The sequence below is a fragment of the Sedimentitalea sp. XS_ASV28 genome (assembly GCF_041224545.1).
GTDB lineage: Bacteria > Pseudomonadota > Alphaproteobacteria > Rhodobacterales > Rhodobacteraceae > Sedimentitalea.
Genome location: NZ_JBGFGP010000089.1, coordinates 18,166 through 41,170, shown reverse-complemented (window position 1 = coordinate 41,170; position 23,005 = coordinate 18,166). Strand labels below are relative to the sequence as shown.

Here is a 23,005-nt window from a genome sequence, read left to right as displayed (position 1 = left end):
CAAGAGCGGCGCAAACCTGGCCGGCCTGCAGGCGGTGAACATGATCCTGAAATTCACCGGCGACGGCCGCCCGGTCGAGATCCGGCAGGTCAAATACCTGAACAACATCCTTGAACAGGATCACCGCTTCATCAAGCGCATCGCCCGCACGATGGATGGGCTTCAAGGCGTTCCACTCGGCCGCGGCGACCATCGTCGGCATCGAGACGGCCCATATGATCCGCAAGGGTCAGAACCCGGCCAACGGAGCCAACGCCTTTCAGGTGTTTGCCGCGCTGACAGCATAACTATATCCGGCTGCCGGGCCCGCTCAATCAAATACGAAGTTTGCGACACAACCCTCAATGCCGGGCCTGAAATAGCCATACGTATCGATAGCCCGCAATGGCGATAGGATATTGCGGAGAGGCAATGGCACTTCGGACGGAACAAGGTGGCGCTCTGCGTGCCGAACCGTTGGCACCAAACGCGGATGCGTTCCCAAGAGACGATCACACCTCTCTCTGCCAGCAGGTCTTCGACATCGCGCAGGATCAGATCCTTGCACCTTCGGCACCAGAAAGCGCCATCGCGGCTTATACAACGCACAGCACGCCGGCAATCGACCAAGCCACGAATGGACGCGCCACCTGGGGGCTGAATCGTTGTGACGAGATCAGAGTGTTCCGCGTCTGGCCAGGGCGGCGGCAAGGGTCAGGCCGGTGGCGACCTCTTCCACGGTAAATGGAGGACCGCTGCGCAGGTAATTGATCGTGCCAAGCGTTCGGCCGTCGGCCACGACCGGAAGGTTCAGTACCGCCAGCAGGCCAAGATCAAGAATCTTTTGGTGGTCGTCGAAGGCCCAGGCAATGTCGGCCGGGCCGTGGCCGCAGTTGTGCTCTTGCGCGATCAGCACCTTGTCGCCCCAAGGCGTAGACCTCTTGGGCTTGCGCCCGCTCACCGGATAGGCGGAGGTATTGGTCGAATAGAGTCGTTCTACCTCCATCGTGTCAGGGTGGAACCGCATCGCGGTGAAGAGGCCATTGTCGATCGTCGCGTCACAGATCGCATAGGCGTTTTCCAGTGGAACGGATGGGTCGGACAGGGGAAGCAAGTCGGTCATGGTGTCGGTTTCCGAAAAGTTGTTCAGGCGGGTCCGGTTACGGCAGAGCCCGCGCGGCGCGGATCGGCGACGGCCGTGACGCCCGTGTCGTCGCGCATAGCCAGACAGATGCCGCCAGCCATCCAGGTCGTTTCAGGCCAGGCTTCGAGTTCGTGCCCGCGAGCCTGCAGATCCGCGACCTGCGCCGGGTCGAGGTCGGCTTCGTAGAGCACCCGGTTGGGATGCACGCTGTGCGGTGCGAAGCTACCGGGGAAAGCATAGGTGGCGACGCGGGGCGCGCGCACGGCCTCTTCGGCGCTGCGTCCACCGTCCATAAGATGCAGCAGCACCTGAATCATCGCCTGCACCTGAACATCGCCGCCGGGGGTGCCGAGCGCCAGCCAGGGCTTGCCGTCCTTCAGCGCCAGGATCGGATTGGGCGTCAGCCTGGGCCGCTTGCCCGGGGCCAGCGCGTTCAGGTGGCCGGGGATACTGCGCGACTGCGACCCGCGCGACGACACCGACAGCCCGGTGCCGGGGATCACGACGGTATCGTAGCTGGGATCGCTTGGCGTCGCGGAAAAAATGTTCCCCGCGCTGTCGATCACGCTGACATGGGTCGTATCGGCACAGCCGACACGGAAGGGCGCGGCTCTGTCGTCATCGGGTATCAGGGCAGGGCCGGGGGTGGGCAGAGGGTCAGAGGTGGGGCCGATGCTCGCCAGCCGGTTGGCGAGAAAGGTCGGGTCCAGAAGTGCTTCGGGCGGGATCTGCATATAGTCAGGATCGGTCACATAAGCCTCGCGGTCCGCAAAGACGCGCTTCAGCACCTCAAGCAGGAAGTGCAGATCGAGGCGGCCATTGCGGTGGGCGGCCTCCGGCCCGGCGGCTTCGATCATCGCAAGGGTTTCGGCCATGGAGATCCCCTGACTCCAGGCGCCGCAGCAATGCACCTGCGCGTCCCGGAAGGTGACGGGCAGTGACGGCTCGTTGCGCACCGCATAGCCTGCCAGGTCCGAAGCGGTCAGCAAGCCGCCGTTCGCCGCATGAAAGGCCGTGATCTTCTGGGCCACCGGCCCTTCGTAAAAGGCAGCGCGGGCGGCGGCCAGCCCGGCACGGCGGTCACCGGTGCAGGCGGTTTCAGCGGCAACCATCTGGTCGAGCGTCCAGGCGAGGTCATGTTGCACGAAGATATCACCCGCGCGGGGCGGTTCGCCATCGGGCAGAAAGATCGCGGCAGTCGACGGAAAGCGGGCGTACTTGTCGCGGCGCGCGGCGATGAAATCGGCCAATAGGGGATAGACCTCGAACCCGTCGCGAGCGGCGGCCCGGGCCTCCTGCGCGATGTCGGCGAAGGTCATCGTGCCATGATCGGACAATGCCTTGATCCAGCTGGCCGGGGCGGCGGGAATCACGGTGCGCAAGATGCCCTCGGGCACATGGTCGCCGTGATCGCGGTGCATCCGCTCGACATCCGCCGCGGCGGGCCAGCCGCCGATGCCATCCTGCGTGGTCACGGCACCGGTCGCGGCATCATACATGATGATCGGCGCAACTCCGGCCACAGACACAAGATCGGGCTGCACCACGCCAAGGGTCAGCCCGGCGGCGACACCCGCGTCCACTGCATTGCCCCCCGCCCGCAGGATTTGTTCGGCGGCCTTCGTTCCCAGAGGATGCCCGGTGGCGACTGCCCAATTCTTCATCTTTCGGTCCCGCTGCCGTTAATGTTGATATATTTCCGATGTTAGATCGTTAACTACGTAGTTGACAAGCTGAAAGCTGAGATATTAGCATTGTTATATGAACATGTCGCCCAACAAGTTGTCACTTGAGCCTCTGCTGGCCCATTGGAAAGCGGCCGAGGACCGGCCGGTGAAGTACCAGCGCCTGACCGAGGCCTTCACCGCCTGTATCCGGTCCGGTGCTTATGCACCCGGCGGTCATCTGCCCAAGGAAACCGAAATCTGTGCCGCCTTGCCTGTAGGTCTGTCGACCGTGCAGAAGGCGCTGGCACAGATGGTCGAAGAGGGGCTGGTGGTGCGGCGGCGCAAGCTGGGCAGCTTCATTGCCGAGGCCAGCAACCAAGTGCCAGAGGTCCACATCTATCGCTTCACCGACCCGGTGACCGGCGACGAGATGATGCCATTTACCCGCGTGCTGCGCGTCAGCCGGGTTCAAACGTCCTCCTTCGGGCCTCTTCTGGCCGATTTCGATGCCGACGAGGTGATGCGGATTGACCGGCTTGTCTGGGTGACGGGCGAGTCCCCGGCTTTCAGCAGCTTTTACATTCGTCGCGAATATACCGAGGACATGCCCGACAACCGCACGGAAACGCTGCACGGGGCGTCGTATCACCGGATCCTCTGGGAACGCTATGGCATCCGCATCGCGCGCGTTCGCCACGCCGCCTGCGCCGAGCTTTTGTCGCGCACCGCCTGCGATGCGCTCGACCTTGCCGCGCCGCATGTCGGGATGCTGTGGGATGCCTATGAATTTGACCGCGACGACCGGCTTCAGATCGTGCAGCGGTTCGAACTGCCGCGCGGGCACAGGCCCATGCAACTGGTGGAACGCAAGTCGGTCCTGTGACGGACAATACTCTATAAACGACAACAGTGGAGATACTGAGATGAAAAAGACCCTGATGATGACCGCGGCCCTGACACTTCTGGCTGCACCCGCCTTTGCGGAATGGAACCCCGACGGGCCGATCCGCTTGTGGATCGGCTATGGTGCCGGGGGCGGAACCGACGTTCAGGGCCGCACACTCGCCAAAGAGATCGAAGCCCTGCGCGGCTGGAAAATCCTGCCCGAGAATAAGGCCGGCGAAGATGGCACGGTGATGTCCGCCCAGCTGAAGGGCGAAACGGCCGATGGCCAGACCTTGGGCTTCGCGATCACCACGACCTATGATTTCGCACCGATGAACAGCGACAACCTGTCGCCCGAGGATTTCACCTACATCACCACGACCGCCGGGTCGCAGATGGCCGTTCTGGCCCGCGCCGAAAGCGGCTGGCAAACGCTTGAAGATCTGAAAGCCGCTGCCGACGCAGGCGAACAGATCGTCTGGGCCAACTGGGGCACGCAGGTCGAAGCGGGCGCCGAAATCGTAGCCCGCGCGCTTGGCATCAACGTCAACCATCTGCGCACCAAGGGCGGCAAGGGTGCGTTGAACGCGCTGGTGTCGATGGACGCGAATGTCGGCTGGGGCGGTGGCGTTCAGAAACCACTGGTCGAAGCCGGCGTGCTGAATATTCTGGCCTCGGCGGAAACCACCCCTGTGGCCCTGGCGCCCGAAAAACCGACGCTGAAGGATGCGGGGGTCGATCTGAACCTTGGCTATCAGTACATCATCACGGCACCTGCGGGCCTGCCCGATGATATCCGGGACGAAATCGCTGGCGTCGTTGCCGAGATCCTGAACAACCCAGAGAGCGAAACCCGCCAGTTCATCGAAAAACAGTATCCGCCGGCGCCGATCGTCACCCAGGGCGAGGCGCTGCGCGAGCAGATCCTGACCACCTATGACGCCAACGTCGATATGATGAAGACCCTCGCGGAATGAGCCGCCGTCCTGCGGAAGATCAGGCCGACATACGGCAAGGTGGAAGCTGGAACCTCTGGCTTGGTCTGGGCACGCTTGCCTTCGTCGTACTTTGCCTGACGGTCTGGTTTCCGCGGGACATCGGCAGCGGCTTTCTGCAGAAAAACCTCACTGGGCGCACCGTGCCCGGCGATGCCTTCTTTCCGGTGTTGCTTGTAGGGCTGATGGTGCCGCTGGCGGTGCTGCTGGTCCTGTCGCAACTGCGGCCGCGCGCCGGCTCAACGGGCGAGCCCGTTGGCCACATCGGCCTGTCGAACCTGTTCTACCTCGGCCAGATCATCGTGCTCACCGCCCTGTCGCTAATAGCGATGAATTGGGCCGGGACGGGCCTTGTCGCGTTGACAAATGCCGTCGGGCTGACCGAGTTCAGCGGCTATCGCGCAGCCTCGGCAACCTTTCCATTCGACGTGTCGGGGTTCTTTGCTGGCGGCGTGTTGCTGACCTGCGGGTTCATCCGCATCACCTGTCACCGCCTGAGCCTGCGGCACTTCCTTATCGCCGTGGCCGTGGTGGCGGGGCTTGTCCTTCTCTTCGACGGCCTGCTGAATGACATCCAGCTGCCCCCGAACGCCGACCTTTGAGGGCCCTGCATGGATCTGCTGTTTCAATATATCGGCCTTGGCGTATCCTCGGTCTTTCAGGGACCAGAGGATGGTTTGTGGCTTCTGCCTGTCGGCATGGTGCTGATCGGGGTGCTGATTGGCATCATCATCGGTGCGGTGCCGGGCATGTCCGGGCCCTTCGCCATGGCGATCGCGCTGCCAATCCTCGTTTCGATATTCGGATACGGGAACGAGGCGCTCTATCCTGTGCTGGGCTGTCTTTTGGGCATCATGAAAGGTGCGACCGTGGGTGGCGCGGTGCCAGCGATCCTGTTTCGTACACCCGGCACGCCAGATGCCTTTCTGACGACGCTCGACGGGTATCCGATGGCGCAGAAGGGGTTAGGCCGCAAGGCGATCCAGACGGCGCATTTCTCGTCGGTGCTTGGGGACAACTTTTCCGATCTTGTATTGTTCATCGCGGCACCTGCTATCGCGCTGGCGGTCGAACGCATACTCGGCCTGCCCGAGAAATCTGCGCTGATTATCCTGTCGCTGTGCTTCATGGCGGCCGTGGTCGGGCAAGCGCCGCTCAAGGGGCTTCTTGGCGGGTTGCTGGGCATGTTCGTGTCGCTGATCGGGTCGTCGATGTCCGGCAACGGCCCGCGCCTGACCTTCGGCCTGCCTGAACTTGGCAACGGCTTGCCGCTGACCTCGGCGGTTCTGGGGGTTCTCGTGATCTCGGAAGTGCTGGTATCGATCGAGGACATGCGCAACGATCGCACGGGGCAGGCCGAGGGGCCGAACGAGCGCCCCGAGATGGGGCCGCAGCTGACATGGGGCGAACGGGCGCGGATGCTGCCAGGCATCCTGCGCGGCGCATCCATCGGAACGGTGATCGGCGCGCTGCCGGGGATTGGCACGACCACCGCCGCCACGCTCAGCTACGACAGCGCGCGTCGCGCCTCGAAAAACCCCGAAGAATTTGGAAAGGGCACGCCCGAGGGCGTCGTCGCCACCGAATCCGCGAATTCCGCCGTGTCGGGCGCCAACCTCATTCCGGTGATGAGCCTCGGGATCCCGGGCAATTCGGCAGCCGTCTTTATCATCCTCGCGGTGGAAACCATCGGTGACTTTGCCTTCGGCCCGCAGGTTTTCCAGTTTACCCCGATCCGCGAGATCGAGGGCTTCGATACCATCATGAACGCGGGCCTCGTCACGGCTTTCGGCATGTTCACCATGATGGTCATCGCGAACGTCTGGAACTGGACCCTCGGCGGCATGCTGATGGGTCTTCTGGGACATCTGGTCAAAATCCCCAAGTCGATCATCCTGCCGGTAATCCTGACCGTGTCGCTAACAGCGGCCTATACGCAGGATGGCGGCTATCTGGGGCTGCTGACGGCCGCAGTCTTTTCGCTGATCGGCTATGGCCTGCGGCGGCTGGACGTGTCGATTCTGCCTTTCGTCATAGGCTTTCTGCTGGCCCCGACCCTCGAAGGACTGGTGCGCGGGGCTTTCACCGCCTCGGGCGGAGATCCGTTCTTCCTGCTGAAATCGCCGATCGCGCTTGGCATGCTGGCGCTGTCGGCCTTCCTTCTGATCCGTATGGCGCGTCAGACCCGCCGGGCCTGATCCCGAGCCCCAATTCCGAAAGGACCCGCCATGAGGGGCTTTACGACCCGTCCCGAAATCCGCGGCAGCTTTGGAAGACGTTGTCAACTTAACCCGCTGGCCCCGACGAAATGGCCTGTCTTGGAGCCTCAGATGCTCGCGGCTCCCTTCCAAGCGTCGAAGGCTTCAATTCGACGATAGCGTGTTGCGTTTGTGGAGCGGCGGCTGGCGGGAACCGAGAAACGGGCATTGCCAACTTATTTGCATCCGCCTGACCCACGCCCGTCAGGCGGTCATTTCGAATGTGTAGGTTCTCCAAAGATCGAAGGTATCGGCTCTGGAATGGTGATAGGATTTTGCGGTAAAACGTAGCGGCGGGGACGGAAAATCGTATTGATCTGGTCATGTGCGCCCAGAAATCTCTGCGCCTGTCCAGGTGACTTGAACCGTCCCACGAGTTTCTCCCGCTTTCGGGTCGGCCGATGGGATCCTTCGATCCGGTTGTTCAAGCCCTTGTGCGCCCAATGATCAGCATTCGGCGCAAGGTAGCGGATCGGCCTGATGTAACTGCGCAGCTTGTCGGTGATCGCGGCCCGCGGAGTGTCAAACCGTTCGATCAGCCGCTTTAGGAACCTGCTGGCGGTCTTCACATTACGTTGCTTTTGCACGAGAATATCGAGCTCGTTCCATTCTCGTCGACAGCCCGCCAGAGCCAGAACTTCTCGCCATTTATCGGGACAACAACTTCACCCAAGTGCCATTTGTCACTGGTGCCGGGCCTGTCGCGCTTGACACAATCGGCGACATGGCGGCCAAATCGGTTCACCCAGTTCCGGACGATTTCCCGGCTGACTATTGCGCCGCGTTCGGCAAGCAGATCCTCGACATCCGCCGTGCTAAGCGCAAAATGATGATACGCCCAGACCACATAGGCGATGATCTCGCGAGGAAAACGGTAGCCTTTCAGGTCAGGCATCGTGCAAGGACGTGGATGTCGGACGCTGGCGGTTGACCTTTTGCCGCCAGGGCCGCGCCTTGCACCTGATCTTCGACGACCGGGGCACGGTCCTGGGCAAGCGCACCTTTACCGTCCCCCAGCTCCCCCGCAGACGCCCCCCCGACGCCCAGCTCACCGTTCCACGTGCCTTTGCCCGGCGCGCAATGCACCCCGTGCGCCTCGCTGATTCCCCGGTCACAAGGCCCCTCAGACCCCTTACGGGGCCGGTTTTTCGGACAGGAAAAGCCGGCCGAGATTTTTCCAGCGTTTCCCTAAACTTACCCAAGGTAACCCGCAGATTTTTCCAATCCAGACGGTTTGATATTGTTGACAATTCGGAAATTTCTCTTCCAGAATTGAAGATTACATGGTAGCATGATTTCGAGTAGAAGCGAACTTGGCCCTCTGGGACTTTGGTAATTGCTCTGTATTCGTGCAGATTGCCCAGGGAAACATGTTGATGGGGTCGCCAACGCAACTGCTCAACATTCCCACACGGTGATCTGTTTCAAATCGGCTCAAAAAGGTCGTCGGCTCGTGCGTTTTGCGACCAACGACAGGGAGAAAACTAATGAAGGTTATCGTTATAGCAACCGCGATGTTCCTCGCCGGGGCGGCATCCGTCCAGGCCGCCGACAAGGTCACCTTCCAGATGGATTGGTTGCCAGGGGGCGATAAGGCTGCCATTTTCGTCTGCCTCGAACGCGGCTTCTGCGAAGATGCCGGATTGGACGTGTCGCTGGAAACCGGGCGCGGCTCTTCGGAATCGCTGACCAAGCTGGCCACGGGATCCTCCGACATCGGCAATGCCGACATTGGCGCGCTGATGGCGGCCCGCGTGACGGAGAACCTGCCGGTGACCGCCGTGATGTCCTACTATAATCAGGGGCCGCACGCCTTTTTCACGCTCAGAGGCAACGGTATCGAGAAATTCGCGGATGTGAAGGGCAAGCACCTCGTCACCTCTCCGTTTACCTCGTCGAATGTCTACCTGCCGCTGGTGCTGAACGACAACGGCCTGACGATGGATGACATCACCCTGACCAAGACCGACCCCGGCGCGCTGAACCCGATGCTGGTCACCGGCCGCACCGATGCAGTGATTTCCTGGATCACGGATGTGACCCGCTACACCCGGCAGGTCGAGGATGCCGGGCGCGAAATGATCGTACTGCCCTGGGCCGATGCCGGTCTGGTGATGTACTCCGGTACAATCGTGGCCTCTGACAAGTTCCTGGCCGAACGCCCCGACGTGGCCCGCCGCTTTGTCGCCGCCCTGCTGGAATCGGTGAAATACATGCGCGAGAACCCGCAGGACGCCGCCCAGGCCGTCAACGACGCGGTGCCGGAACTGGACCACCCCACCGCGATGGGATCGCTGCAGGACGCGATCGGCCTGATCTTTAACGAGGTGACGGAAAGGGACGGTCTCGGCGCCTTTGAACCCGAACGCCTGAAAGCCACCTGGGACCGTGTTGCTGCCGCCCAGGGCCTGGACGCGGATGCGCTTGATCCCGAATCCGTGGTCAACCGCAATTTCATGCCGGAGAACTGAGAATGGTCGAACAAGCAACCGTCACTCCGGCCATCCAATTCACCGATGTCGAGATGACATTCGACACCAGGGCCGGTGAACTGGTCGCCCTGCAACACGTCAACCTGGCGATCAACGATCACGAGTTCATCGCCGTCCTTGGCCCCTCGGGCTGTGGCAAGTCCACACTGATGCGCATTGTCGCCGGGCTGCTGAAGCCAAGCGCCGGGATCGTATCGGTGCACGGGGAACCCGTGGCCGAACCGCGCGACGACATCGGAATCGTGTTTCAGAAGCCGACCCTACTGCCCTGGGCCACGCTGGAGGACAACGTCGTCTTTCCGATGAAGCACAAGTTCGGCCGCGTCACCACGGACCAGCGAGAGCGCGCGCGCGCGCTACTGAAACTGGTGGGCCTGGCCTCGCTTGAAAACCGTCGCCCCGGACGATTGTCCGGGGGGATGCAGCAAAGGGTCGGCATCGCGCGTGCCCTGCTGCACAACCCCCACATCCTGTTGATGGATGAACCGTTCTCGGCGCTCGATGCCCTGACCCGCGAGGAAATGGGCTACGAGTTGCAGAACATCTGGCAAAAGCACCGCAAGACCGTGATGTTCATCACCCATTCCATCGTCGAGGCCGTTCTCCTGGCCGACCGGATCATCGTGATGAGCCACGGCCCAGGTGCCCATGTCGCCGAAGACCTGCGGGTTCCGGCCCCGCGACCGCGCACCGGTGATTCCATGCGCCTGACAGAGATGCAGGACCTGGTATCCCACCTGCGCGACATCCTGATGACAAAGAAGGTGGCATGACATGACGGCAACATTGACTCGTGTGAACCGGGTGCCCGGGCTGCTGCCCGGACTGACCTTCCTGATCATCCTCGTGCTATGGGAAACCTCGACCCGCGTCTTTTCCATCCCCACCTTCCTACTGCCGGCGCCCAGCCGGATCCTGGAAGGTTTTGACGCGGTGACTCTGACGCGCTGGCTGGCCCATGCCTGGGCGACGCTGCGGGTGGCCATGCTGGGCTTCGTGACGGCCATCATCGTGTCGCTGCCGCTAGCGATCCTGCTGACGCGGTTCAAACTGGTGTCCAGCGGCATCTACCCGCTGCTGGTTGTGATCCAGTCGACGCCGATCGTCGCGGTGGCGCCGATCATCATCGTGACGATGGGGTCCGGCGACATGTCCCGCGTCCTGATCACCTTCATGATCTCCTTCTTTCCGCTGGTCGTCTCGATGACCACCGGCATGAAGGCGACACCGGAGGAACTGATCGAGCTCAGCCATTCGCTGAAGGCGCCGGCAATCCGCGAATTCACCCAGATCCGCATTCCTTATGCGATCCCCTATATCTTTTCGGGGTTGAAAATCTCGGTGACGCTGTCGGTGATCGGCGCGGTGGTGGCGGAATTCGTGGCGGCGGAAAAGGGAATTGGCTATTTCATCCAGTTCTCGACATCGCTGTTCAAGATCCCGCAGGCCTGGGCCGGGCTGGGCATCCTGGTGCTGATGTCGCTGACGCTGTTCCAGATCATCGCCCAGACGCAACGCATCTTCTTTCCGTGGAGCCTGCCGCGCGACAACAACTGACGCAGGGCGCAACGCCCCACGCAGCAGTCCCGGCCGGTTTCCCCAGGCCGGGACATTGCTTTTGCGCCGCCACCCTCTGCCCACTCCCTGCCCCACATTGCCTCTGAATGGACCGCCGCCCATGCCAAGCCTGACCCGCCTGATCCCCTTTCTCTTCGTGTTGATCTGGAGCACCGGATTCATCGGCGCGAAATTTGGCCTGCCCTATATGGAGCCGTTATTCCTGCTGGTCACCCGCTATGCGCTGGTGCTGGTGCTGTTCGGCGCCGGGCTTCTGATCTGGCGCAAGCGGCTGCTGGCGGCGCGCGACGTGCCCGCCCAACTGCTGGTCGGCGTGCTGATCCACGGCGCTTACCTGGCCGGCGTGTTCTACAGCATCTCACGCGGGATTCCCGCCGGGCTGGTGGCGATCATCGTCGGGATGCAGCCGATCCTGACCGCGCTGCTGGGCTGGCTCTGGCTGGATGAGCGCCTGTCGCGCGCGACAATCGCCGGGCTGGCCCTGGGCTTTGCCGGGATCCTGCTGGTGGTCTCCGGTGCCGGGGCGCTGTCCGGACAGGGTACGCTGGACCGTCCCGGCCTTGCCGCGACGTTGTTGGCGTTGCTGGGGATCTCGCTGGGCACCATCCTGCAAAAGCGCTGCGGCGGCGACGTGCCGGTGCTGGCGGGAACCACGGTGCAATACGTCGGCGCCTTGCTGGCCACCCTGCCCCTGATGCTGCTGTTCGAAACACGGCAAGTGACGCTGAGCTGGCCACTGGTGTTGACCATGACATGGCTGGTGCTGGGGATTTCCGTCTTGGCGATCAGCCTGCTGATGGTCATGATCCGCCGCGACCAGGTCGCGCGCGTGACCAGCTATTTCTACCTGGTGCCGCCGCTGGCCATGCTGCAGGCATGGCTGTTCTTCGGGGAAACGATTTCGCCGCTCTCGGCGCTTGGCACGGCTCTGGTGATTTCCGGCCTCTACCTCGTGATCCGCAAGAGCCAGCGCGCCGCCGGGGCCGACAGGCCCCTGCACGCGCGCGGCTAGGCCCGCGCCGCCTGGGTGCCGGTCCAGCGCTTGACCGTGCCGGCGTCCAGATCGAACAGGTCCAGCACCCGCCCTATTGTATGGTCCACCATCTCGTCCAGACACTGCGGCCGGGTGTAGAAGGCGGGCACCGGGGGATAGATGATCGCCCCCATTTCCATCACCGCCGACATGTTGCGCAGATGGCCCAGGTGCAGTGGTGTTTCGCGCAGCATCAGCACCAGCCGTCGCCGTTCCTTCAGCACCACGTCCGCCGCCCGCGACAGCAAGTTCGAGGTGGTGCCATTGGCGATCTCGGCCATCGTCTTGACCGAACAGGGCGCCACCACCATGCCCATCGTCCGGAAAGAACCAGAGGAACAGCCAGCGCCGATGTCCTTGTTGGAATGGGTGTGATCGGCCAGCGCCTCCAGGTCGGCGGCGGTGAAATCGCATTCATGCGCCATCGTGATGCGCGCGGCATTGGACATGACCAGGTGCGTCTCGATTTCCAGCGCGCGCAGCACTTCCAGCATCCGCTTGCCATAGACCACTCCGGATGCGCCGGAGATTCCGACGATCATGCGTCTTGGCTCTGTCATCCCCGGTCTCCTTTCCTGCCTTGTCGTTTACCCGCTTAGCCCCTGCAAGAGGGCCGCGGCGCGGGTCTGTGCCTCGGGGCTGATCCGGGCGCGGGTGCCGTGGAAATCCGGGCCACGCGTCGCGTCCAGCCCCATCCGCGAGGTGGTGCCGATGCCGCTGGCCGAGGGGTCCAGCGCATTGCCCGGCAGCCCCTCGACGATCACCACGTCCCGGTGCGGCTGGAAATGGCTGGACACCGCCCAGAGCACTTCCTCGTCGCGGGTAATGTCCACGTCCGCATCCACGACGATCACGTTCTTCAGGTACTGGTCCCAGCCCAGCAACCCCAGCATCACCTGCCGGGCCTCGCCCTCGCGGCTCTGGTTTATGGCGACGTAGGCGTGAAAATGCGTCCCCGAGGCCGGGTAATGCACCGCCGTCACCGAGGGGAAGCGCGCCCGCAGCTTCTCGACCATCTCCGCCTCGCGCGGGATGCGGCCCAGGTTCAGGTGCTCGGCGGAGTTGCCGCCCGCCACGCTGACCAGAATCGGCGCGTTGCGGCGCAGGATGGTTTCCACGGTGAACAGGTTGTTTGTGGACCGGTCAGAGGAATAGCCGGTGAATTCGCCGAACGGCCCTTCCTCGACCGTGGCCTCGTGGTCTATCACGCCTTCCAGCACGATTTCGGCATGGGCTGGCACGCGAATCCCGTATTTCGGTGTCTTGACCACCTCAAGCGGCGCGCCCATCAGCCCACCGGCGATGTCGCGTTCATCCTCTTCAAAGGACAACCGCGCCGATGCGGCCAGCATGAACAGGGGATGGCCTCCGATGATCATCGCCACCGGCATAGGCTTGCCAAGTTCCTTGGACATGTTCAGCAGCCGCCACAGGTGGCCGCGCGAATGCAGCGAAGTGGCCAGTTGATTTTTGGCGTGGATCATCGCGCGATGATAGGACAGGTTGCCGATCCCGCTCTCCGGGTTCTCGCCCAGGATCATGCCCGAGGTGATGTATTTTTTACGGTCGGTTTCGAAATGCTGCAGCATCGGCAACAGGTTCAGGTCGACCTCTTCGCCGGAAATCATCCGTTCCAGGACCGGGCCATCTTCGACCAGCCGCGGCGGTACCGCCGCGCGGGATCGTTGTTGGTATTCTGCATGCAGTCCCGGTTCATCCGTGCCAAACAGCCGGGCGATCCGTTGTCGCGATCCAAAGACATTGCACAGGACCGGCATATCCAGATGTGCCACCTTGTTGAGCCGCAAAAGCGGCTGCCGTCCCTGCGCTGCCAGAGCCCAGATCAACGCCGTGGCGTCCTGGTCGTCAGACACCTGCTGGTCGATCTCGATCACGTCACCGGGATGCCCTGCGGTATATTCGGCCAGGAAGTGACGGACATCCTGCGGATGAAAATTCTGGGTTTCGGTCATGAGCATCGCAGGCGTCCCCGGCTTCGATCAGGTCAAGGGTGGCGTGGCTGGAGGGCGGCGCCAGTGTCTGGCGCCGCCCGGTCCGTGTCAGACCGGTTCCAGCAGTTTTCCGGTGGCGCGGTCGACGCCCGCATAGGTATCCGTCAGGCGGGCCTGTGCGTCCTTCGCATCGCGCGGCGGCGGCGTCGGGTCGATCCCCACCAGCTTGGCGATGTTGTTGCCAAGGTAGCCTTCGAGATCCTCTTCCGACAGGTTCATCCCGTGCGGCGGCTCGTGGCAGAGCACCTCCAGCTCGCGAAGCCACATGCCCGGATCGTTGGGCGGGCTGTCGGTGCCAAAGACGATCTTGTCCTTCGGCAACTGCTGAGCGAACTCGACGATCCGCGACTGGAAACACCAACCGCTTTCGCAATAGACATTGGGCGTGTCCATTGCCATCCAGAAGGCCTCGAAGCTGTAGTTGCCGCCGGTCTGGATGCCGAAATGGCCGATGATGAAGTTGACCATCGGGAATTCGCGGATGATCGGATAGAACATTGTCGGGATCGTGTAGGGCCCGTCGCCGGTATGGATCAACACCACGATATTGTACTTGGCGCACATCTCCATCGCCGGGCGCAACCAGTCCAGCGCCCTGTCAGGCCGGTAGCCATGCATGTTGGCGTGCAGCTTGATCATCTTGAAACCGTATTCCTTGTGGTGGAATTCGATCTCCTTGGCGCCGTTATCCGGGCCCCAGCGCGGGTTGTAATTGAAGTTGCCGATGAAGCGGTCGGGGTATTTCTGGCACAGCTCGGACACATAGGCCATGTAGTCGCGAATGCCTTCGCGGCCCATGCGGTTGCCGTCGCGGTAGCCGGTGTTGCCCGGAGGCGGCTGGATAAAACCCATGTCGATCCGGCGCGGCTTGCCGTTGATCATGTAGGGGCCGTCCATCATTTTCAGCATCCGCTCGCCGGTGAAGGGTTCGCCCGTATGGCGCCACGCCTCGTCCACCAGGTTGGTCGGATGAAGATGGGTGTCGATAATCATCTTGGTCTCCTTCGGAAAGTCTTTGGGCGGCTTATTCTGCCGGTTCCAGCACGACGCCGTTGTCCCGCAGATAGGCCTCTGCCTCGGCCACGGATTTCGGCGGCGCGGTCGGCTCCAGCCCGATCATCCGCGCGGTGTTGTTGCCCAGGTAATCCTCGAGTGTGTCCTCATCGAGGTTCAGGCCCTGCGGCGGCTCGTGGCACAACACCTCCAGCAGGTTGATCCACATGCCCGGTTCGTTGGGCGGCGTATCGGTGCCAAACAGGATCTTGTGTTTGGGCAGTTCCTTGGCGAATTCGACGATCCGCGATTGCAGGCACCAGCCGCTTTCGGCGTAGACATTGGGTTCGTCCATCGCCATCTGGAACGGTTCGAAGGTGTAGACACCGCCGGTCTGCACGCCGAAATGGGCCAGGATGAAGTCCACCTCGGGGAATTCCCGGATGATCGGCACAAATTCGGTCGGGATCGAATAGGGCCCGTCGCCGGTGTGCAATTTGACCATGATGCCCAGGTCGGCGCAGACGCGCATTGCCGGGCGCAACCAGTCCAGCGCCCGGTCGGGGCGGTAAGCATGCATGTTGGCCTGCAATTGCACCATCTTGAAATCGAACTCCTTGACGTAGCGTTCGATTTCATCGGCGCCGTTCTGGGTGCCGTAGCGTGGGTTGTAGACAAAGCAACCGATGAAACGGTCCGGATGTTCACAGACCATCTTTTCGGTATAGCCCATGTATTCGCGGATTGCGGCCTTGCCTTCCTTTTCGTGGATGCCGTGGGTGTAGATCGTGTTGCCCTGCGGCGGCTGGATGAACGCCTTGTCGACGCGACGGGGTTTGCCGTTCACATAGAACGGGCCGTCCATCATCTTCAGCAGCCGCTCTCCGGTGAAGGGCTCGCCGTCGTGGCGCCAGGCCAGATCGACGAGATCCGTCGGATAGCAACTCAGGTCGATAATCATGAGGAACCTCCTGGAACGAGGTGCCTGGGTGCAATGCCGGGCCCGCCCGCGACCGGCTCGGTCGGGGTCGCGCGGGGACTGGCCCCGTCAGGGCCGATCCGGTTCGGGAAAGCGGGGAATGTCGACATCGCAGCCTCACCTCTCAATGGGTTGGTGAGCAATTGGCTGCGCTTCTACTCTTGTTCCATCCTAGACCCGAACGCAGCGAGGGTCAACAAAAAAATCGTTCAACCAATTGTTTTTATTATAATTTCAAACAGAACAAACGGCCCGCGCGCCGGTCGCGCGGGCCGTTCACCTACCTAGAGCCGGAGGAGAGGGAGGAGTCAGTCAACCAGGCAGGAGGCAAGTTTCCGTTCGATCTCGTCCCGGTCCAGGTCGCGCCCGATGAACACGATCTTCGACCGGCGCTCCTCGTCCTGCCAGGGGTGATCGGGGCGCAGGTCAAAGAGCTGGTGCACCGCCTGCAGCACATAGAACCGGTCTTCCCCGGCCACCGACAGGATGCCCTTGGTGCGGAACACCGCCGGCCCCTTTTCCTCCAGGAAGGAGGTCAGCACCGCGTGCAGCTTGTCCAGGACAAAGGGCTGGTCGAAGGTCATGCTGACAGAGGACACGGTTTCATCGTGCAGGTGGCCGTGATGGTGGTGCTGGTCGTCGTCCGCCTCCATGTCGATCTGCAGGATCTCGGCGCGCTCCTTGACGTAGGAGGGCTGAAAGCCGTTGACGTTCAGGATGTTGTTCAGGTCCACCACCCCGAACTCCGAGCGCATGATCTCCGCGGTCTGGTTCAGCCCCCGCAGGTCGCTTTCCAGCTTGACCAGCCCGCCCTCGTCGGCCAGGTCGACCTTGTTCACGATGATCCGGTCCGCCGCCACGATCTGGTCCACCGCCTGGTTGTCGCGCCCGTCCAGCACCGGATCATACAGGTGCTGGTCGATGTGCTTGGCATCCACCAGCGTCACGATGGCATCCAGGTTGACCTCGTCCGCGACACTGCGATCGGCGAAAAAGGCGGTCGCCACCGGCGTCGGGTCGGCCAGGCCAGAGGTCTCGACGATGATGTGGTCGAACTTGTCCTTCTGGGCCAGCAGCTTTTTCATCACGTCGATCAGGTCGTTGCGCACGTCGACGAAACAGCAGATGCAGCCGTTCTGCATCTGGTAGATCTCCTCGTCCGAGGCCAGCACCAGGTCGCTGTCCACGTCCACCTCGCCGAACTCGTTCTCGATCACCGCGATGCGGTAGCCGTGCCTTTCGGTCAGTATGTAGTTGAGCAGGGTGGTTTTCCCCGACCCCAGGAACCCGGTCAGGATGGTGATCGGCAGCTTGTCTTTGGGGATCTCGTGAACGTTCATCATGATTGGCGCTCCTTCTCGTTGAGGGCATTCAGAATGTCTTCGGGGGTGATCGGGTAATGGCGGAACCGCACCTCGATGGCGTCATGGATCGCGTTGGCGATGGCTGGGCCAATGGCGATGATCGGGTCCTCGCCCACCCCCTTGGCGCCCCAGGGGCCGCCGGGATCGGGGGCCGCCTCCAGGATCACGGTGTCGATGTCGGGCATGTCCATCGACAGCGGCATCTTGTAATCCACCAGCCCCGCGTTCAGCGACCGGCCGGTTTCCGTGTCGATGATGTAATCCTCGGTCAGGGTATGGCCGATGCCCTGCTGGATGCCGCCCTCGATCTGGCCGGCGGCGGCGATCGGGTGGATCACCTTGCCCACGTCATGCACCGGAACCACCCGGTCCACCGTCACCAGGCCGGTTTCCGTGTCCACCGTCACCTCGACGAAATGCGCCGCAAAGGAATAGGACTTGGTCGGCTCATAGGTGCCCCGCCCCAGAATATTGGCCGACGGGATGCCCGGTGTCGGGCCCATCGCCTCGGCCACGGTCAGCCCGCTGTCGGGGCTGGCACGCAGAAAGATGCGCCCCTCGACCATGTCCAGCGCCTCGGCCGTGGTCTGCATCTTTTCGGCGGCCCGTTGCAGGATGCCGGCGCGCGCCTCGGCGGCGGCCATCCGGGTGGCGCTGCCCACCAGGTAGGTGGTGTGGCTGGCAAAGGCGCCGATGTCCCAGGGCACGGCATCGGTATCGCCATGCACCACCGACACGCTTTCAAACGGCATGTTCAGCTCTTCTGCGGCGATCTGCGCAAGCGCCGTATGCGCCCCGGTGCCCAGGCCCGCCGCGCCGGTCATCAGGGTGACGGAGCCATCCTCGTTGATCTTGATGATCGCGTTGCCCTGTTCCTTGATCCCCGGATAGGCGGATGAACCATGCATTTCACAGCCCAGGCCCCAGCCCTTGCGGAGATGCGACGCCGCCGGATCAGGGCTGTGCGACCGCTGCCGCACCGCCGGCCAGTCAAAGACGCGGATGCCATGTTCGATACAGGCCTCCAGTCCGTGCCCGACGATGGGGTGGCCAGAAGGCGCGATATCGCCTTCGCGCACCGCGTTCTTCAGCTTAAGCTCGGCGGGGTCCAGGCCCAGCCGCTCCGCCGCCTCATCCATCTGGATATCCAGGGCGTAATAGGTCTGCACCACGCCATAGCCCCGGTAGGCGCCGGCAATCGGCGTGTTGGTATAGACCGCGCGCCCGTTCAGCCGCACGTTGTCGCACCGGAAGAGCGAGGTGGCCGAATTGGTGCCCACGGTCGTCACCCCCGGGCTGTGAGAGCCATAGGCACCGGATTCATAGACGATCCGCATGTCCCGCGCGGTGATCGTGCCGTCGTTGCGGAACCCCTGTTTCAGCCACAGCTTGAACGGGTGGCGAGACCGCCCCGCGAGAAAGGTCTCGCGCCGGGTGAACTCCATCCGCACCGGCTTGCGCGTGGCGCGGGCCAGCAGCGCACATAGGAATTCATGCTGGAAACAGTCCTGCTTGGCGCCGAATCCGCCGCCCATGTGATCGACCAGCACCCGCACCTTGTTACGCGGCAGGCCCAGCACCTCGGCCAGGATGCCCCGCACCATGAAAGAGCTCTGGGTCGAGGTCCAGAAGGTCAGCTTGCCGGACCCATCCCAATCGGCCAGGCAGACATTCGGTTCCATGTAACCCGGCATTGGCCGGCCGCCGGAATATTCCCCTTCAAGGATGAAATCCGCCTCGGCAAAGCCCTTGTCGACATCGCCGCGTTCCACATGCACCGGGTCCTGCACCAGGTTGCCGCCGGGGCCGACCTCGTGGATCTGCGGCGCGCCCGGTTTCATCGCCTCTTCCGGGGTAAAGACGGCGGGCAGTTCCTCGTATTCGACCTCAATCAGGTCCAGCGCCTCGTCGGCGATCTCTTCACTGATCGCGGCCACCGCGGCCACGCCCTCGCCCCAGTACCGCACCTTGTCGTCCAGGATGTACTGGTCCTTCGTGCAGGAGATCGACCGCGGGTGCGGCGAGCCGTGATGCAGCACGCGCGGCACGTCCTTGTGGGTCAGCACCGCCTTGACGCCGGGATAGGCCAGCGCCTTCGATACGTCGATGCGGGTGATCCTGGCATGGGCCACCTCCGACCTTTTCATCTTGCCGTAGAGCATCCCGGTCGGTTTCAGATCGGCGACATAGGCGCCTTCGCCCGTGACCTTCTCGATCACGTCGTCGCGCTTGACGCTCTTGCCGATGGTGGTGAACGCATTTGTCAGGGTTTTGGCGGGTTTGTTCATGCCGTTTCCTCCTGAGCGCGCTTGGCGCGGATGTCGGCCGCCGCGCTGCGCACGGCGTCGAAAATCTTGGTATAGCCGGTGCAGCGGCAGATATTGCCGCTCAGACCAAAGCGGATCTCCGCGTCGCTGGGATCGGGGTTGTCTTCGATCAGCTGCCGCGCCATCATCAGGATGCCCGGCGTGCAGAACCCGCATTGCGAGGCGCCGTGGCGCATGAAGGCATCTTGAAGCGGGTGCAGGATGTCGATGCTCTGCTGCATCCCCTCGACGGTCTCGACATTGCTGCCCTGGGCCTCGACCGCCAGCACCAGGCAGGCATTGACCGGCTTGCCGTCAACGATCACCGTGCAGGCACCGCAATCGCCCACGTCGCAGCCCTTTTTCGTGCCGGTCAGCCCCGCCTCTTCGCGCAGCGTGTCCAGCAACGACCGGTGCCCCTCGACCGCCAGGCTGTGGGGGTCTCCGTTGATGGTCAGTTCCACGATCTGTTTCATTGGGTCGCCTCCATTGCGGTCCTGACGGCACGGCGGGTCAGCACGCCCACCATGCTGCGGCGGTAATCGGCGCTGGCGCGCACGTTGCTGATGGGGGTGCATTCGGCCATTGCCTTTTCCCCCGCCCGCGCGATCAGCTCCTCGGTGATTTTCTGGCCCTTCAGCAGCGCCTCGGCGGCCCCGGCGCGCAGCACCGTCGGCCCAACCGCGCCAAGCGCGATGCGCGCATCGGTGCAGATGTCGCCGTCGCGGTTCAGGCTGACCGCCACGCCCACCGTGGCCAGTTCCATCGCCTTGCGGCGGCCAAGCTTGAGATAGCTGCGCCCGCTGTCGGGGGCCGGGGCCGGCACCACGATGCCGGTGGCGATATCGCCGCGTTCCAGCCGGGTACGGCCGGGACCGACAAAGAAATCGGCCAGCGGCATCCGGCGCATCCCCTTCGGCGTGTAGATATGGATGATCGCCCCATCCGCAATCAGCGGCGGGATGGTATCGGCCGAGGGAGAGGCCCGGCAGAGATTGCCGACCACTGTGGCCCGGTTGCGCACCTGGATTGAGGCCAGCAGGCGCAGCGCCTCGGTGAAATTCGGATAGGTCCGCTGCACGCCCGGCAGGGTTTCCAGCTGCCGCGCCGTGACCAGCGCGCCAAAGGTCAGCCCCACCGCCGGATCCCAGGTGATATCGGTCATGCCGGGGATCTTCTTGATGTTCACAACGTCAGACACATCGCGCAGCCGCTCGCGGATCTCGACGAAGAGATCGGTGCCACCGGCCAGCACCTGGGCCTTGTCGCCCAGTTCGACCAGCAGGCCAGAGGCCTCTTCCAGGGTCGATGGTTCGTGATAGGCAAAGCGTCGCATTTGGCCTCCTTCAGATCGCAGCGCACCTATCGTGCCGCTGGCGGTTGAGTGATGGCCGCTAATCCTTGAAAGGGGCTTCGCCGGGTGGTCTCTTCAGGCCGCAGGCGACCCGTCCGTGTCTTCGCTCGCCTTGATGTCGAGCAGCATTTCCGATTTCAGCGCCAACAGGAGCTGGTTGTTGTAATGCACTGCCTCCTCCCCGTCGCCGCGGGCCAGGGCGGCCAGCGTCTTGATATGCAGGTTGTGCCCCGAGAATTCCGAGGGCCGCCCGCGTCGGTGCGACATCAGCAGCGGTTGGCAGTTGATCAAGTCATCCAGCAGGCGCGACAGGTGCCGGTTGCCCGCCAGGTGACCCATTTCCATATGGAAAAGCCGCGAATGGTGCCGCGCCTCGACGACGTTGCCCTCTTCATAGGCGGCCCCCTCGGCGCGCAGGATGTCCTGCAACCGGGCGCCCGCCTCGGCGGTATAGGTCCGCGCCAGCCGGTGCAGCAGTCCGGTTTCGGCCACCATACGCGCCTCGAAGACCTGCTCGGCATCTGTTGCGCTCAGCCGGACGATCCGGGCGCCCTTGTTGCGGCTGGTCTCGACCAGTCCGGCATTGACCAGGCGAAGCAACCCGTTGCGGATCGCCTGCCGGTTGGCGCCCGCCGCCTCGGCCAGTTCGCGTTCCACCAGCCGGTCACCGGCCTTCAGGCGCTGATCCTGCACCGCCTCGACGACCTGCGCAAAGACGCGCTCTTCAGCGGCAAGCCCGCTCTTGAGCTCTGTCTTGGCTGCGGCCTTTCTGCGGAACTGGGGTTTGGTCACTGCAACCTCATCTGTCATTGGACAAAGGCTAGACCGCGCAGAATATTTTGTCAACAATATCATAATTATCTATATTTATCATAATTATAATACCGAAACGATCCACCCCTTTCCGGGTCCGCACCCGCTCGGGATGGGGCAGGCGAATCAGCTCCGCGCCCAGCGGGGCGGGAGCAGGCAGACCAGAAACTCGGCCCACGGTTCTGGTGGTGTCGGGTCAGGTGGTTTCAAGTCGGGCGGGCCGGGAAACGGCGGTCAGGCACTGGCACCCGGAAAGGCTTCCAGGATCAGCGCCCTGAGTTGTTCGGCAGGCGGGGAAAGACTGCGCCCCTTGTGCTGCATCACGCAGATATCGCGGGTGATCAGCGGATCTTTCAGCGCCACGCAGCGCACCCGCGCGCCCACGCTCAGCTCCATCGCGTTTTCGGGCAGTACGGTCACCCCCAGACCGGCGGCCACCATGCCGATCGCGGTGGTGGAAAAGCGAACGTCATAGGCCGGGCCGAAATCCGGCGCGACGCCGATCATCGTTCGCTCGACGATCTGGCGCAGGGGGTTTTCGCGCGCCAGCACGATCAGGTTCTGGTCCGCCAGTTCTGCCCAGCCCACCGCCTGCCGCGCGGCCAGCGGATGATCGTCGCGACAGGTCAGGGTCAACCGGTCCTGACCGACCGTCTGCGACAGGATTTCGGCGTCATCGTCCAGCAGCGTCCCCAGCGCAAGATCCGCCTCTCCGCGGATCAGTGCCGGACGGATCTCTTCCTCGGGCATGTCGCGTAGCTCGACCGAAATGGCCGGATGCCGCGCAATGAAACGCGCGATCAGGGCGGGCAGCGTGGAGGCGGAAAAGATGATCGAACTGGCGATGACGACCTTGCCCTTCTTCAACTGGACATGTTCCCGTACATTGCGCGTAGCAATGTCCAGGTCTTCCATCGCCTTGCGAGCCTGGGGTAGGAAATCATGGCCGATGTCGGTCAACTGCACCTTGCGCGTATGGCGGTCGAACAGCCGCACGCCCAGTTCCTGTTCCAGGTCCTTGATCAGCAGGCTGACCGCCGCCTGGGTCAGCCCCAGCGCGCCGGCCGCCAGGTTGAACCGGCCCAGTTCTGCCACGGCCAGAAAGGCCCGGATCTGGCGCAAGGTGACGTTCAAGACCCCGCCCCCCGTTCGC

At 63.0% G+C, this 23,005-nt stretch carries 21 protein-coding genes and 3 pseudogenes; 10 read left to right on the top strand and 14 right to left on the bottom strand.

The annotated features are described in order from the left end of the window. Positions 1-287, top strand: a pseudogene (locus AB9K34_RS04715) (DDE-type integrase/transposase/recombinase); the annotation flags it as partial. Between the two features lie 136 nt (positions 288-423). Here AB9K34_RS04715 and AB9K34_RS04710 read toward each other — a convergent pair. The 3 genes and pseudogenes from AB9K34_RS04710 to AB9K34_RS04700 all read right to left on the bottom strand — a co-directional run. Next, positions 424-531, bottom strand: a pseudogene (locus tag AB9K34_RS04710) (IS6 family transposase); the annotation flags it as partial. Positions 532-655: 124 nt separating this feature from the next. After that, entirely contained in the window at positions 656-1,102 is a 447-nt protein-coding gene (locus AB9K34_RS04705; RefSeq protein ID WP_369953277.1) for a GAF domain-containing protein, read from the bottom strand. Positions 1,103-1,125: 23 nt separating this feature from the next. Next, entirely contained in the window at positions 1,126-2,787 is a 1,662-nt protein-coding gene (locus AB9K34_RS04700) for a gamma-glutamyltransferase family protein (protein WP_369953276.1), read from the bottom strand. A 97-nt stretch (positions 2,788-2,884) separates the two neighbouring features. Here AB9K34_RS04700 and AB9K34_RS04695 point away from each other — a divergent pair, with 97 nt between their 5' ends. From AB9K34_RS04695 to AB9K34_RS04680, 4 genes are read left to right on the top strand one after another with little or no spacing between them, the layout of a single operon-like run. After that, positions 2,885-3,673 carry a GntR family transcriptional regulator gene (locus AB9K34_RS04695; RefSeq protein WP_369953274.1) on the top strand — a complete coding sequence of 263 codons (789 nt, stop codon included), beginning with the start codon at positions 2,885-2,887 and terminating at the stop codon, positions 3,671-3,673. Between the two features lie 40 nt (positions 3,674-3,713). Continuing rightward, on the top strand, positions 3,714-4,652 hold the full coding sequence (locus AB9K34_RS04690; protein ID WP_369953273.1) for a tripartite tricarboxylate transporter substrate binding protein: 939 nt from the start codon (positions 3,714-3,716) through the stop codon (positions 4,650-4,652). Next, positions 4,649-5,272, top strand: coding sequence for a hypothetical protein (locus AB9K34_RS04685; RefSeq protein ID WP_369953272.1), 624 nt, complete (start codon positions 4,649-4,651; stop codon positions 5,270-5,272). Before AB9K34_RS04690 ends, AB9K34_RS04685 begins: the two co-directional genes overlap by 4 nt. 9 nt (positions 5,273-5,281) lie before the next feature. After that, positions 5,282-6,868 (top strand): tripartite tricarboxylate transporter permease, encoded by a 1,587-nt coding sequence (locus AB9K34_RS04680; protein ID WP_369953271.1) that lies wholly within the window; start codon positions 5,282-5,284, stop codon positions 6,866-6,868. 264 nt (positions 6,869-7,132) lie between these two features. On the opposite strand, the pseudogene AB9K34_RS04675 reads toward AB9K34_RS04680, so the two are convergent. Then, positions 7,133-7,823, bottom strand: a pseudogene (locus AB9K34_RS04675) (IS6 family transposase). A gap of 11 nt (positions 7,824-7,834) precedes the next feature. On the opposite strand from AB9K34_RS04675, the gene AB9K34_RS04670 reads away from it, so the two are divergent. From AB9K34_RS04670 to AB9K34_RS04650, 5 genes are all read left to right on the top strand, one after another. Then, positions 7,835-8,218, top strand: a complete 384-nt coding sequence (locus AB9K34_RS04670) for a DUF6522 family protein (protein WP_369953270.1) — start codon at positions 7,835-7,837, stop codon at positions 8,216-8,218. A 197-nt stretch (positions 8,219-8,415) separates the two neighbouring features. Continuing rightward, on the top strand, positions 8,416-9,399 hold the full coding sequence (locus AB9K34_RS04665; RefSeq protein WP_369953269.1) for an ABC transporter substrate-binding protein: 984 nt from the start codon (positions 8,416-8,418) through the stop codon (positions 9,397-9,399). Positions 9,400-9,401: 2 nt separating this feature from the next. Beyond that, positions 9,402-10,193: an ABC transporter ATP-binding protein gene (locus AB9K34_RS04660; RefSeq protein WP_369953268.1), complete on the top strand. Its 792-nt coding sequence runs from the start codon at positions 9,402-9,404 to the stop codon at positions 10,191-10,193. 1 nt (position 10,194) lies between these two features. Further along, entirely contained in the window at positions 10,195-10,977 is a 783-nt protein-coding gene (locus tag AB9K34_RS04655) for an ABC transporter permease (protein WP_369953267.1), read from the top strand. A 121-nt stretch (positions 10,978-11,098) separates the two neighbouring features. Next, positions 11,099-12,010 (top strand): DMT family transporter, encoded by a 912-nt coding sequence (locus tag AB9K34_RS04650; RefSeq protein WP_369953266.1) that lies wholly within the window; start codon positions 11,099-11,101, stop codon positions 12,008-12,010. Here the strand turns inward: AB9K34_RS04650 and AB9K34_RS04645 are convergent. From AB9K34_RS04645 to AB9K34_RS04600, 10 genes are all read right to left on the bottom strand, one after another. Then, positions 12,007-12,591, bottom strand: a complete 585-nt coding sequence (locus tag AB9K34_RS04645; RefSeq protein WP_369953265.1) for a UbiX family flavin prenyltransferase — start codon at positions 12,589-12,591, stop codon at positions 12,007-12,009. The genes AB9K34_RS04650 and AB9K34_RS04645 overlap by 4 nt on opposite strands. A gap of 27 nt (positions 12,592-12,618) precedes the next feature. Then, positions 12,619-14,010 (bottom strand): UbiD family decarboxylase, encoded by a 1,392-nt coding sequence (locus AB9K34_RS04640; protein WP_369953264.1) that lies wholly within the window; start codon positions 14,008-14,010, stop codon positions 12,619-12,621. Between the two features lie 81 nt (positions 14,011-14,091). Beyond that, positions 14,092-15,036, bottom strand: coding sequence for an amidohydrolase family protein (locus AB9K34_RS04635; RefSeq protein WP_369953263.1), 945 nt, complete (start codon positions 15,034-15,036; stop codon positions 14,092-14,094). Positions 15,037-15,067: 31 nt separating this feature from the next. Beyond that, the gene (locus AB9K34_RS04630; protein ID WP_369953262.1) at positions 15,068-15,997 is read right to left on the bottom strand and encodes an amidohydrolase family protein; all 930 of its coding nucleotides are present in this window, start codon (positions 15,995-15,997) and stop codon (positions 15,068-15,070) included. Between the two features lie 326 nt (positions 15,998-16,323). Next, positions 16,324-17,358, bottom strand: a complete 1,035-nt coding sequence (locus AB9K34_RS04625; RefSeq protein ID WP_369953261.1) for a GTP-binding protein — start codon at positions 17,356-17,358, stop codon at positions 16,324-16,326. Continuing rightward, positions 17,355-19,667, bottom strand: coding sequence for a xanthine dehydrogenase family protein molybdopterin-binding subunit (locus tag AB9K34_RS04620; protein WP_369953260.1), 2,313 nt, complete (start codon positions 19,665-19,667; stop codon positions 17,355-17,357). The genes AB9K34_RS04625 and AB9K34_RS04620 overlap by 4 nt, the downstream gene beginning before the upstream one ends. Next, complete coding sequence (locus AB9K34_RS04615) at positions 19,664-20,161, bottom strand: (2Fe-2S)-binding protein (protein ID WP_369953259.1); 498 nt, start codon at positions 20,159-20,161, stop codon at positions 19,664-19,666. Before AB9K34_RS04615 ends, AB9K34_RS04620 begins: the two co-directional genes overlap by 4 nt. Continuing rightward, positions 20,158-21,021, bottom strand: a complete 864-nt coding sequence (locus AB9K34_RS04610; RefSeq protein WP_369953258.1) for a xanthine dehydrogenase family protein subunit M — start codon at positions 21,019-21,021, stop codon at positions 20,158-20,160. Before AB9K34_RS04610 ends, AB9K34_RS04615 begins: the two co-directional genes overlap by 4 nt. A 93-nt stretch (positions 21,022-21,114) precedes the next feature. Next, positions 21,115-21,831, bottom strand: a complete 717-nt coding sequence (locus tag AB9K34_RS04605) for a GntR family transcriptional regulator (protein ID WP_369953257.1) — start codon at positions 21,829-21,831, stop codon at positions 21,115-21,117. 255 nt (positions 21,832-22,086) lie between these two features. Continuing rightward, a complete protein-coding gene (locus AB9K34_RS04600; RefSeq protein ID WP_369953256.1) occupies positions 22,087-22,986 on the bottom strand; it encodes a LysR family transcriptional regulator in 900 nt (299 codons plus the stop codon). Between the last annotated feature and the right edge of the window lie 19 nt (positions 22,987-23,005).

Coding starts and splice junctions, on each gene's coding strand:
- AB9K34_RS04630 (WP_369953262.1), bottom strand. CDS start 15,997: ATGATTATCGACCTGAGTTGCTATCCGACGGATCTCGTCGATCTGGCC.
- AB9K34_RS04650 (WP_369953266.1), top strand. CDS start 11,099: ATGCCAAGCCTGACCCGCCTGATCCCCTTTCTCTTCGTGTTGATCTGG.
- AB9K34_RS04625 (WP_369953261.1), bottom strand. CDS start 17,358: ATGATGAACGTTCACGAGATCCCCAAAGACAAGCTGCCGATCACCATC.
- AB9K34_RS04695 (WP_369953274.1), top strand. CDS start 2,885: ATGAACATGTCGCCCAACAAGTTGTCACTTGAGCCTCTGCTGGCCCAT.
- AB9K34_RS04645 (WP_369953265.1), bottom strand. CDS start 12,591: ATGACAGAGCCAAGACGCATGATCGTCGGAATCTCCGGCGCATCCGGA.
- AB9K34_RS04680 (WP_369953271.1), top strand. CDS start 5,282: ATGGATCTGCTGTTTCAATATATCGGCCTTGGCGTATCCTCGGTCTTT.
- AB9K34_RS04690 (WP_369953273.1), top strand. CDS start 3,714: ATGAAAAAGACCCTGATGATGACCGCGGCCCTGACACTTCTGGCTGCA.
- AB9K34_RS04655 (WP_369953267.1), top strand. CDS start 10,195: ATGACGGCAACATTGACTCGTGTGAACCGGGTGCCCGGGCTGCTGCCC.
- AB9K34_RS04665 (WP_369953269.1), top strand. CDS start 8,416: ATGAAGGTTATCGTTATAGCAACCGCGATGTTCCTCGCCGGGGCGGCA.
- AB9K34_RS04615 (WP_369953259.1), bottom strand. CDS start 20,161: ATGAAACAGATCGTGGAACTGACCATCAACGGAGACCCCCACAGCCTG.
- AB9K34_RS04685 (WP_369953272.1), top strand. CDS start 4,649: ATGAGCCGCCGTCCTGCGGAAGATCAGGCCGACATACGGCAAGGTGGA.
- AB9K34_RS04700 (WP_369953276.1), bottom strand. CDS start 2,787: ATGAAGAATTGGGCAGTCGCCACCGGGCATCCTCTGGGAACGAAGGCC.
- AB9K34_RS04640 (WP_369953264.1), bottom strand. CDS start 14,010: ATGCTCATGACCGAAACCCAGAATTTTCATCCGCAGGATGTCCGTCAC.
- AB9K34_RS04635 (WP_369953263.1), bottom strand. CDS start 15,036: ATGATTATCGACACCCATCTTCATCCGACCAACCTGGTGGACGAGGCG.
- AB9K34_RS04705 (WP_369953277.1), bottom strand. CDS start 1,102: ATGACCGACTTGCTTCCCCTGTCCGACCCATCCGTTCCACTGGAAAAC.
- AB9K34_RS04620 (WP_369953260.1), bottom strand. CDS start 19,667: ATGAACAAACCCGCCAAAACCCTGACAAATGCGTTCACCACCATCGGC.
- AB9K34_RS04610 (WP_369953258.1), bottom strand. CDS start 21,021: ATGCGACGCTTTGCCTATCACGAACCATCGACCCTGGAAGAGGCCTCT.
- AB9K34_RS04660 (WP_369953268.1), top strand. CDS start 9,402: ATGGTCGAACAAGCAACCGTCACTCCGGCCATCCAATTCACCGATGTC.